This window comes from Pantoea sp. GM01, from assembly GCF_000282675.1.
GTDB lineage: Bacteria > Pseudomonadota > Gammaproteobacteria > Enterobacterales > Enterobacteriaceae > Pantoea > Pantoea nemavictus.
Genome location: NZ_AKIU01000063.1, coordinates 1 through 11,031 on the forward strand (window position 1 = coordinate 1; position 11,031 = coordinate 11,031).

The following is an 11,031-nucleotide window of genomic DNA, read 5'->3' on the forward strand; positions in this document are numbered from 1 at the left end:
GCCTGCCGCTGCCGGTGCTGCGCTGCACCAGCGGACGCCGTTTTATTGGCGGCCCAGACAACTGGGCGCGTCTGCATCTGGCCGCGCTGAGCCAACCCGATGCGGCCGGCAACACCCATCGCATCACCCTCGCCTTCGATACCCGCATTGTTTCCGAACAGGATGGCGGCGAGCAGCACGGTTTAAGCAAGGCCGATGCGCAGAACGGCGTTAGTTTCGCCCTCGCCTGGCACAACTATGAACTGGGTGAATTTCTCGATCATACCTGGGTTGATGGCTGGCTGCGTGAGACCTTTAGTCAGCAGGTGCATGCGCTGGAGTCACGTCGCGAGCAGGAGCTGAATCAGGCGCTGCGCGAATTCGAATATCAGGCGCACTACCTCAATCTGCTGGAGCTGCTGGGCGAACAGCTCGAACTGGCCGAAATCACCATTCAGGCGGCGTCCCACCAAACCCCGGCGGTTAACGTCGATATCATTCTTGATGTGGGCAACTCGCACACCTGCGGCATTCTGGTGGAAGATCATGCCGAAGAGAGCAGCGGCCTGCGCCAGACCTATGAGCTGCAGCTGCGCGATCTCTCCGAACCGCATCAGGTTTACAACGAACTGTTCGACAGCCGCCTGGAGTTTGCTGAAACCCGTTTCGGCAAGGCCAACTTCTCACTGGAGAGCGGCCGTGAAAACGCCTTTATGTGGCCGTCACTGACGCGCGTCGGACGTGAAGCCAGCCGCCTGGCGCTGCTGCGTGCCGGTACCGAAGGCAGCACCGGCTTATCCAGCCCGCGCCGCTATTTATGGGATGAAGCGCGCTATCAGCCCGGTTGGCGCTTCAACGCTAACGGCAGCAGCGATGAGCCGCAGGCCACCGCGCTGCCGTTTACCCTGTTGATCAATGATGAAGGCCAGCCGCTGCACGCGCTGGCGGAAGACGAACGTCTGCCGGTATTCTCGGCCAGCTACAGCCGCAGTTCATTGATGACCTTTATGCTGTGCGAGTTGTTGGCGCAGGCGATGATGCAGATGAACAGCGTGGCGCAGCGTCAGCGCATGCCGCAAAGCCAGGCGCCGCGCCAGCTGCGTCACGTGATTTTGACGCTGCCGTCCGCCATGCCGAAGCCGGAGCGGGAAATTTTCCGCCGCCGCATGCAGGAAGCCATCGCGCTGGTATGGAAGGCCGAAGGCTGGCATCCGGCAGAGGAGGATTTTTCGGCCGCCAGCCAGGCAAAAAGCCTGCGCCCGGTGCCGGATGTACAGATGGAGTGGGACGAAGCCACCTGCGGTCAAATGGTTTGGCTGTTCAACGAAACCCAGGTCAACTTTGCCGGTCGCGCGGAGGATTTCTTCAGCAGCATGGCGCGTCCGGATCGCCCGCGTGAAGCCGATGAAGTCCCGGGCAAGAGCCTGCGTATCGCGTCGATTGATATCGGCGGCGGCACCACCGATCTCGCCATTACCCAATATCGTCTTGATGACGGCCAGGGCAACAACGTCAAAATCACTCCGCGCTTACTGTTCCGTGAAGGTTTTAAAGTGGCGGGCGACGACATCCTGCTGGATGTGATTCAGCTGTGGATTCTGCCCGCACTGCAGCACAGTTTGCAGAAAGCCGGTTTGACGCTGGCAGAGCCGCTGATGAACAAGCTGTTCGGCCATGACAGCCGCATGGACGGTCAGGCCACGCTGCGTCAGCAGGTGACGCTGCAGCTGTTTATCCCGCTGGCGCAGGCGGTGCTGGAGCAGTACGAGAACTGGGATCCGCTCGACAGTCACAGCGAAATCAATGCGCTGTTCGGCGAGCTGGTGCCGCAAAAACCGGCCAGCAGCGTGCTGGCGTTTGTGAACGGAGAAATTCAGCGCACCCTCGGCGGCGACAGCCGTTTCGATCTGCTGGAGGTGCCGCTGGTGGTAAGCATGACGCAGCTGCACGGCGAGTTCCTGCAGCACCGTATGGCGATCATTCCGGCGCTGCGCGCAATGTGCGAAGTGGTGTCGCTGTACCAGTGCGATGTGCTGCTGCTGACTGGTCGTCCGTCACGCTTCCCGGGCATTCAGGCGCTGGTGCGCCATCTGCAACCGCTGCCGGGCAGCCGTATTTTGTCGCTGGAGGGCTATCACACCAGCGATTGGTATCCGTTTAATAAACAGGGCCGCATTGATAACCCGAAATCGACCGCCGCCGTCGGTGCAATGTTATGCCTGCTGGCGCTCGATCTGCGCCTGAGCAGCTTCTGGTTCCGCGCCGGTGATTTCGAACCTTACTCCACCATCCGCTATCTCGGCGTGCTGGATGAAACCACTGCGCTGAGCGACGACAACCTGTGCTACAGCGAAATCGATCTCGACAGCAGCAGTTTTGCGCTGGATCGCAAGAGCAGCTTCCGCATCCGCGGCAACGTCTGCCTCGGCTTCCGCCAGCTGGAGAACGATCGCTGGCCGGCCTCGCCGCTCTACAGCCTGAGCATTGTCGACCCGACGCTGGCGCGTCAGGTGGCCGGGGAAAGCGTGCTGCGCATTAAGCTGGCGGTGCAGCCTGGGCCAGATAATCTGGGGCCGGAACGCTTAGTGCTAAGCGATGCGCGGATGGATGACGGCACGCGCGTGCCGCTGGAACAGCTGAGTCTGAAACTGAATACGCTTTCGGCCACCGGTAACGCAAATGCGCAATATTGGATCGACAGCGGGAGCGTCTGTAAACGATGAGAACTGCCAAAAAAGCTACGCCGGTTACGCCCGCCAAACGTCTCAGCCTGATGCAGGAAACGCTGGACGGTGCGCTGAATTGGGTGGAAACCCATCAGGCGCATGCGCCACGACTGGCGATGGAAGCCGAGACGCTGACGCTGCAACTGCGCCGCGCACGTGTGGAAAGCCATGCGCTGGCGCGTCAACTGGCGCGCCCGGTCACGCTGGCGCTGTTTGGCCAATCGCAGGCGGGTAAAGCCTGGCTGCTGAGTGAAATGGTTGGCGATGCGCAGGGTCAGCTGATTGCGCGTCTCGGCGATAAAGTCCTGAACTATTTCCAGCACATCAATCCGGGCAATCTCGATTTCGCCATTGCCACCCGCTTCAGCCACCAGCGTGAAACACAATCCAACGCCTGGCCGCTGGAGATGACGCTGCTGAGCGAAGTGGAGCTGATTCGTTTGATGCTGGCCAGCGCCAAAACGGAAGATCAGCCCGATAGCGCGCACATCGACGCCGCGCTGCAGCGTTTGCAGCGCCATCGTCAGGATGAGGCGCATCCTGGCCTGGATAGCGACGCGCTGATCACGCTGTGGGCGTGGAGCCGTCGCCACCATCGTCACGCCGAAATACTCGATCGTCACTTCTGGCCGCAGGCCGTAGCGCTGGCGCCGTGGCTCAACGTTGACGACCGCGTGCAGCTGTTTGCGTTGCTGTGGCCAGGCCAAAACGCCCTGAATGAAAGCCTGCGCAGCCTGATGCATTTGCGTCATCAGCTGCGCCACGCGCCGCGCGTGTTAGCGCCGCTCAGCCTGCTGGTCGATGACGCCGCGCTACCGGCAGAGAAACTGATCAGTCATGAGGCCGATGGACAAGAGATGATCGAAGTGTGCCCGATTGTCGCCAATCGCGTGGGTAAAGCGCAGCAGGTGCCGTTAGGTTTACTCGCGCTGCTGACATTGGAAATCACTCTGCCGCTCAGCTCCACGCCGCGCCAGGCGTTGTACGATGACGCCGATATGCTGGAGCTGCCCGCGCCGGGCACGCCAGCTGACCGCGCCCAGCAGGAAGAGCTGGCGCAGCTGCGCCAGCGCGATCCGCTGCGCGCCGCCCTGCTTGAACAGAAACGCGCGCTGCTGCCAGGCCTGTACGCCGCGCGTCAGGGCATCGATCTTATGTTGATTTGTACCGCAGCCAGCCAGCGTCAGGACACCGATGTCGCCGCCAGCGCGCTGCGCGAGTGGCACATGCATCAAACCGTCGCGGCCAGCGGCGAAAAACCGCGTCTGATTTGGGCGATCACGCCGCATGACGCGCGCTATCAGCAGCAGCAGATTAACGTGGATGAAGCGGTACAACGGCAGATTGGTCAGCCGGGACAGAGCTGGGGCTCAATGCTGGCGCTGGATCGTGCCGGTGTCGATCGCATGGGCAGCTGGCTGCAGGATGAGATGCAGCCAGAGGCGCGCCGCGATCGCCTGGCACAGCAGCTTAGCGCCTTGCAGCAGAAGCTGGTGGAGCGTTTACAGCCGTGGACCGAATCCAGCGCCACGCCGGAACAGGCGGCACGCAAGCAGGCGATCTCCGATACGCTGCTGAAATGTTTGCAACATCGCACCGGTTTACACGGCGAACTGCTGGAGCGTTTGCAGCCGTCACGCGAAGCGGTGCGTCAGCTGTGGCTGAGCCAGAGCAGCAGCAACGTTAGCCAGCACAGCAGCAAAACTGCTGCCGCCGAGCAGAGCTATTTTGGTATCGGCTTCGAGTTTGATCTGTTCAAAGATGAACCGGTCGCCGCCGCTGAGCCGCGCAGTGCGGGTGGCCAGCGCGATCAGCAGTTCCCACAGCAGGTATTTGCTTTGTGGCTGGAGCATTTGCGTCAGCTGCCGGAGAGCCGCAGCCTGCTGGCGCTGCTCAACGTCGATAAACCCACGCTGGAGATGCTGATAGAGGAGCTGATCACCGCCAGCTTCCGTCTGAAAATGCTCAGCAAGCTGCAAACGGCGCTCAATGAACCCGACGCGCAGGCCAGCGCGCACGAAGCGCGTACCGATCGTCAGGTTTCACGCGCCATGACGGTGCTGGGTGATTTTGTCGCCTGGCTGGGCTTTTTGCAGCGTCCAGAGAGTGAGCGTCCGGAGAGTCGCGTCAATCGCGGTCAGACAATTTTCGCCCGTCCGCCGGCACCGAGCGTCAGCTTCTCGCCGGGACAGCGTTTAACGCGGCTGTCAGCCGCCCCTGCTAATCATACGGCTTACTACATCTATGACTGGCTGGTGGGGTTAAATTCGGTGATCGTCGAGAACAACGGTTATACCGGTGGCGGCGATCTGCCGGCGAATGCGCGACAGATGCTGGCAATTTTGCTGCTGCCGCTGCATGCGTAATCTACGCCTCACGTATCAGGTGCAGCTCGCCCGCTAACTGCTGCTGCGCCTCTTCCAGTAGCGCCAGCAACGGCGCGAATTCGGCGCTGTGGCTGGCGTGATCGGCATGCGTTAAATAGAGGGTCGCAGGCAGCGCCATGCCGCCGGTCAGCCAATCCCACAGCGCATCAAGGTTGTTGCCGAAATCCATCGGGCAGGCGCTTTGCTGCACCAGCGCGCGGTAAAACGCCTGGCGATCCGGCAAGCTTTGAAAGTCAAAATGGAGCGTCAACATGGTTAAGGCACCTGTTTGAAGCTGCGATAGTGATCGGTAGTGAGGAAAATCAGGCCATCGGATGAGTAAAGCAGACGATCGGCATCGCGGTGACCGCAATCGTAATTCACATCGGCTTCATACCACTGCCTGCCCGCCTGCATCGGCAGCCTTCTTTCACGGTTGCTGAAGCGATCGCCACCAATCGCGCGACCCGGTAACACCTCACATAAATTGCCTTTGCTCGGGTTCCAGCCCTGACGACGCGCCTCGTTTTTAGTGAGATAGAGATCGGGCAATCGCTGGTGCTGCTGCACCCAGCGCGCCACGGTGTTGGCATCGGTGAGCTGCGAAATATCGGGGTGGCTGTTGGCCCATTTGTCGGACAAATGCGGTTTTAACCCAAGCCACAGCGCGGCAAGGATCAGAATTAAGGCAATCCAGAGTTTTTTTGACATGGTGACATCCTGAAAGACAGGACGACGATAGTAGCAGATTTAAAACGCAGAATTTATAACGGAGAGTAACGCGGGCCAGCAAGGCTGGCCCTGGCGGGGTGTTACTGCATCGCGCTGGCGGTTGGCGCGGCGTGACGACGCCATGCTCCCGGCGCTACGCCATATTGACGTTTGAAGCTGCGGTTAAACGACTGCTGCGAGTCGAAACCAAGTGAGATCGCCACATTGAGAATCGGCTCATTGCTGGTGGTCAGTCGATCAGCCGATTTTTTCAATTTTTTGTTACGAATGTATTCACCCAGCGGATAGCCGGTGTGCTCTTTGAACATACGCTGCAGGTGCCACTTCGAATAACCGGCGCGCCCCGCTACGGTGTCCAGATCCAGACGTGCTTCAATGTTGTTATCAATCCAGTCGATCAGATCGTGAATAAATGCGTCGCTCATCATCCCATTATCTCCCGTCGCCTCTGCGAACAGTATCAGTATCAGTTGCAATTACACTTTAAGGGTGACTGATGATGCCAGTTAATGCAAGTTTTATTATTGCATTAAATGCCGCACAGCGCGTAGGGGCTTTGATCGCTTTGCAACGCAATGATCAAAACCGCACATAAAGTGTATCAGATATTCTTGCAGTTGCCGTTTGCACAAGCCTACACTCATCGCGTTTTAATGCAATCTTCAAAGTTGCAGATTTTTCGTACGTCTCCTTTCTTTTTCACCTAAGCGGAATAACAACAATGCATCTGCAAACATATACGGTTCGTCGGGCAGTAAGCCTGTCAGGAGTGATGTTGCTGGGAAGCCTGCTGGCCGGTTGCGATCGCGGTGTGGCGCAAAACGCCCCGCCGCCGCCGCCCGAAGTGAGTGTCGCGCAGGTGGTTGAGCAGAAAGTCAGCCAATGGGATAGCTTCAACGGCCGCTTCGAAGCGGTGCAGAGCGTGCAGCTGCGCCCACGCGTTTCCGGCTATATCGATCAGGTGAATTATCGCGAAGGCGATGAGGTGAAAAAAGGCCAGGTGCTGTTCACCATCGATGACCGCACCTATCGCGCCACTCTAGAGCAGGCGCAGGCGGAACTCGCCAACGCACGTAGCCAGGCCACGCTAGCGCGCAGTGAATCGGCGCGTACCGATAAGCTGATCGGCACCAATGTCGTGTCACGTGAAGAGTGGGAACAGCGTCGCTCGGCGGCCAATCAGGCGCAGGCCAGCGTGCTGTCAGCGCAGGCGGCGGTGGATATGGCGCAGTTGAACCTTGATTTCACCCGCGTGACCGCGCCGATTGAAGGTCGCGCCAGCCGCGCGATGATCACCACCGGCAACCTGGTGACCGCCGGCGACAGCGCCAGCGTGCTGACCACCTTAGTGTCGCAGGATCGCATGTACGTCTACTTCGACGTGGATGAAGCCACCTATCTGCACTATCAGGCAATGGCGCGTAAAGGCGAAAATCGCGGATCGCTGCCGGTGGAAGTGGCGCTGACCGGCGAAGAGGGTTTCCCGCATCGCGGCACCGTCGATTTTCTCGATAATCAGCTGACCGCCAGCACCGGTACCATCCGCATGCGCGCCTCACTGGATAACCAGCAGCGCCAGTTCACGCCGGGCTTGTTTGCGCGCGTGCGCCTGCCGGGCAGCGCCGATTTCACCGCGTTGTTAATTGACGATAAAGCGGTGCTGACCGATCAGGATCGCAAGTACGTTTACGTGGTCGATGCCCAGGGCAAAGCCCAACGCCGCGATATTCAGGCCGGTGAGTTAGCCGATGGCCTGCGCATTGTGCAGCAGGGTCTGAAGCCCGGCGACAAAGTGATCGTCAATGGCTTACAGAAAGTCTTTATGCCTGGCATGCCGGTGACCGCCCAACCGGTGGCGATGCGCTCCGCTCAATAACCTTCGAGACTGCCTTTTATGGATTTCTCCCGCTTTTTTATCGACCGACCGATATTCGCCGCGGTGCTGTCGATTTTGATCTTTACCACCGGACTGATCGCCATTCCGCTGCTGCCGATCAGTGAATATCCCAACGTGGTGCCACCCAGCGTGCAGGTGCGCGCCGAGTACCCAGGCGCCAACCCCAAAGTGATTGCTGATTCCGTGGCGACGCCGCTGGAAGAGGCCATCAACGGGGTGGAAAACATGATGTACATGAAGTCGGTGGCCGGTTCCGATGGCGTGCTGGTGACCACCGTGACCTTCCGTCCAGGCACCGATCCGGATCAGGCGCAGGTGCAGGTACAGAACCGCGTGGCGCAGGCCGAAGCGCGTCTACCGGAAGAGGTGCGACAACTGGGCCTCACCACGCAGAAGATGTCGCCGACGCTGACGCTGGTGGTGCATATGTTCTCGCCTCACGGCAAGTACGATTCACTCTATTTGCGTAACTACGCCACGCTGAAAGTGAAAGATGAGCTGGCACGCCTGCCGGGCGTCGGACAGATTCAGATCTTCGGTGCCGGTGAGTACGCGATGCGCGTCTGGCTCGACCCCAATAAGGTGGCGGCGCGTGGCTTGACCGCTTCCGATGTGGTTAGCGCCATGCAGGAGCAGAACGTGCAGGTTTCTGCCGGGCAGCTTGGTGCGGAACCGCTGAAGAAACAGAGTGACTTCCTGCTGTCGATTAACACGCAGGGCCGGCTGGAAAGCGAAGAGCAGTTTGGCAATATCATCCTGAAAACCGCCGACGACGGCACGCTGGTGCGCCTGCGTGACGTGGCGCGTATCGAGATGGGTTCCGGCAGCTATGCGTTGCGTTCGCAGTTGAACAACAAAGATGCGGTCGGGATTGGTATCTTCCAGGCACCGGGCGCCAACGCCATCGATCTCTCCAATGCGGTGCGCGATAAAATGGCCGAGCTGGCCACTCGCTTCCCGGACGATGTGCAGTGGGCCGCGCCTTACGATCCGACCGTGTTTGTGCGTGATTCGATTCGTGCCGTGGTGCAAACGCTGTTTGAAGCGATTGTACTGGTGGTGCTGGTGGTGATTCTGTTCCTGCAAACCTGGCGCGCCTCAATCATTCCTCTGCTGGCCGTGCCGGTTTCGGTGGTCGGTACCTTCAGCATCCTTTACCTGCTGGGCTTTTCGCTCAATACCTTGAGTTTGTTTGGCCTGGTATTGGCGATCGGTATCGTGGTGGATGACGCCATCGTGGTGGTGGAGAACGTTGAGCGTAATATCGAACAGGGTTTGTCACCCACCGCGGCGGCGCATCAGGCGATGCGCGAAGTTTCAGGACCGATTATCGCTATCGCGCTGGTGCTGTGTGCGGTGTTCGTACCGATGGCCTTCCTATCGGGCGTGACCGGTCAGTTCTATAAGCAGTTTGCCGTGACGATTGCCATCTCCACGGTGATCTCGGCTATCAACTCGCTGACGCTCTCTCCGGCGCTGGCGGCGCTGCTGCTGAAACCGCACAACGCGGCGAAAGATATGCCGACGCGCATTATCGATCGCCTGCTCGGCTGGCTGTTCCGCCCGTTCAACCGCTTCTTCCAGCGCAGCTCGGATGGCTACGAATCGCTGGTAGGGAAAACGCTGCGTCGACGTGGCGCGGTGTTCGGCGTCTATGTGCTGCTGCTGGCGGGCGCGGGCTTTATGTTCCATACCGTGCCAGGCGGCTTTATTCCGACCCAGGATAAGTTGTATCTGATCGGCGGCGTAAAAATGCCAGAAGGTTCATCGCTGGCGCGCACCGATGAAGTGATTCGCAAGATGAGCGAAATCGGGATGAACACCGAAGGTGTGGCCTATTCGGTCGCGTTCCCGGGGCTTAATGCGTTGCAGTTCACCAACACGCCAAATACCGGCACGGTGTTCTTTGGCCTGAAGCCGTTCAGCGAACGGACGCGCAGCGCGGCGGAAATTAATGCTGAGATCAACGCCAAGATATCCAAAATCCAGCAAGGCTTTGGCTTCTCGATTATGCCACCGCCGATTTTGGGGCTGGGACAAGGCTCTGGTTATTCGCTGTATGTGCAGGATCGTGCAGGTTTGGGTTACGGTGCGCTGCAGAACGCCATCAATACCCTGACCGGTGCAGTGCTGCAGACGCCGGGCATGATGTTCCCGATCTCATCCTACCAGGCCAACGTGCCCCAGCTGGATGTGCAGGTCGACCGCGACAAAGCTAAAGCGCAAGGCGTGTCGTTGACCGAGCTGTTTAGCACGCTGCAAACCTATCTGGGATCGTCGTACGTTAACGATTTCAATAAGTTTGGTCGCACCTGGCGCGTGATGGCGCAGGCAGACGGTGATTTCCGCGATAGCGTGCAGGATATCGGCAATTTGCGCACCCGCAACAATCGCGGGGAAATGGTGCCGATTGGCAGCATGGTCAAGATCACCACCACGTACGGCCCCGATCCGGTGATTCGCTACAACGGCTATCCGGCGGCGGACCTGATTGGTGATGCCGATCCGCGCGTGCTCTCGTCGGCGCAGGCAATGCAGAAGCTGGAAGCGATGTCCACTCAGGTGCTGCCGAACGGCATGAACATTGAATGGACCGATCTGAGCTATCAGCAATCCACGCAAGGCAACACTGCGCTAATTGTGTTCCCGGTGGCCGTTCTGCTAGCGTTCCTGGTGCTGGCGGCCTTGTATGAAAGCTGGACGCTGCCGCTGGCGGTGATCCTGATTGTACCGGTGACCATGCTGTCTGCCCTGGTTGGCGTGTGGCTAACCGGCGGCGATAACAACGTGTTTGTGCAGGTTGGGTTGGTGGTATTGATGGGGCTGGCGTGTAAGAACGCGATTCTGATCGTTGAGTTTGCGCGCGAGCTGGAGATGCAGGGCAAGAGCATTGTCGATGCGGCGCTGGAAGCCTGTCGTCTGCGTCTGCGTCCCATCGTCATGACCTCGATTGCCTTTATCGCCGGTACCATTCCGCTGATTCTGGGTGAAGGTGCAGGTGCGGAAGTGCGCGGCGTGACCGGGATTACCGTGTTCTCTGGGATGCTGGGCGTGACGCTGTTTGGGCTGTTCCTGACGCCAGTGTTTTATGTGACGCTGCGTAAGCTGGTGACACGCAAGCAGCCGCAAGCGGAAGTGCAGACCGCGTAACAGTTAAATGTGTGATGAACAATCCGGGCCGATGTGCCCGGATTTTTTTATGTGTGGCGCTCGGAGCAATAAAAAAAGGTCACCATGAATGGCGTAATGCTCGTCAGTTAAGCAGCGAACTGGCTCCGCGGGGGTTCCGCCCGCTAAGCCTATGGCAGTTTCAGAATGTGTGAAGCAGGCG

7 protein-coding genes are annotated in these 11,031 nt (G+C 59.2%); 4 read left to right on the forward strand and 3 right to left on the reverse strand.

Features of this window, described 5'->3' with window-relative positions:
• Nucleotides 1-2,702, forward strand: a 2,702-nt coding sequence (locus tag PMI17_RS18265; RefSeq protein WP_036621792.1) for a virulence factor SrfB, incomplete at its 5' end; no start/stop codon positions are given.
• A complete protein-coding gene (locus PMI17_RS18270) occupies nt 2,699-5,071 on the forward strand; it encodes a virulence factor SrfC family protein (RefSeq protein WP_007891334.1) in 2,373 nt (790 codons plus the stop codon). The genes PMI17_RS18265 and PMI17_RS18270, both read left to right, overlap by 4 nt.
• 1 nt (nt 5,072) lies before the next feature.
• Here the strand turns inward: PMI17_RS18270 and PMI17_RS18275 are convergent, their stop codons facing one another.
• The 3 genes from PMI17_RS18275 to PMI17_RS18285 all read right to left on the reverse strand — a co-directional run bounded on the left by PMI17_RS18275 (nt 5,073) and on the right by PMI17_RS18285 (nt 6,231).
• Nucleotides 5,073-5,345 (reverse strand): barstar family protein, encoded by a 273-nt coding sequence (locus PMI17_RS18275; RefSeq protein ID WP_007891335.1) that lies wholly within the window; start codon nt 5,343-5,345, stop codon nt 5,073-5,075.
• A 2-nt stretch (nt 5,346-5,347) separates the two neighbouring features.
• Entirely contained in the window at nt 5,348-5,782 is a 435-nt protein-coding gene (locus PMI17_RS18280) for a ribonuclease domain-containing protein (RefSeq protein ID WP_007891340.1), read from the reverse strand.
• A gap of 101 nt (nt 5,783-5,883) precedes the next feature.
• The gene (locus PMI17_RS18285) at nt 5,884-6,231 is read right to left on the reverse strand and encodes a helix-turn-helix domain-containing protein (RefSeq protein WP_007891342.1); all 348 of its coding nucleotides are present in this window, start codon (nt 6,229-6,231) and stop codon (nt 5,884-5,886) included.
• Between the two features lie 293 nt (nt 6,232-6,524).
• Here PMI17_RS18285 and PMI17_RS18290 point away from each other — a divergent pair, with 293 nt between their 5' ends.
• Both PMI17_RS18290 and oqxB read left to right on the forward strand, forming a co-directional pair.
• Nucleotides 6,525-7,679: an efflux RND transporter periplasmic adaptor subunit gene (locus PMI17_RS18290; RefSeq protein WP_007891344.1), complete on the forward strand. Its 1,155-nt coding sequence runs from the start codon at nt 6,525-6,527 to the stop codon at nt 7,677-7,679.
• Nucleotides 7,680-7,697: 18 nt separating this feature from the next.
• Complete coding sequence (gene oqxB, locus PMI17_RS18295; protein ID WP_007891346.1) at nt 7,698-10,850, forward strand: multidrug efflux RND transporter permease subunit OqxB; 3,153 nt, start codon at nt 7,698-7,700, stop codon at nt 10,848-10,850.
• Nucleotides 10,851-11,031 lie beyond the last annotated feature (181 nt).

Excerpts from the sequence above, each read along its gene's own strand:
- PMI17_RS18270 (WP_007891334.1), top strand. The coding sequence starts at position 2,699 with ATGAGAACTGCCAAAAAAGCTACGCCGGTTACGCCCGCCAAACGTCTC.
- PMI17_RS18275 (WP_007891335.1), bottom strand. The coding sequence starts at position 5,345 with ATGTTGACGCTCCATTTTGACTTTCAAAGCTTGCCGGATCGCCAGGCG.
- PMI17_RS18280 (WP_007891340.1), bottom strand. The coding sequence starts at position 5,782 with ATGTCAAAAAAACTCTGGATTGCCTTAATTCTGATCCTTGCCGCGCTG.
- PMI17_RS18285 (WP_007891342.1), bottom strand. The coding sequence starts at position 6,231 with ATGATGAGCGACGCATTTATTCACGATCTGATCGACTGGATTGATAAC.
- PMI17_RS18290 (WP_007891344.1), top strand. The coding sequence starts at position 6,525 with ATGCATCTGCAAACATATACGGTTCGTCGGGCAGTAAGCCTGTCAGGA.
- oqxB (WP_007891346.1), top strand. The coding sequence starts at position 7,698 with ATGGATTTCTCCCGCTTTTTTATCGACCGACCGATATTCGCCGCGGTG.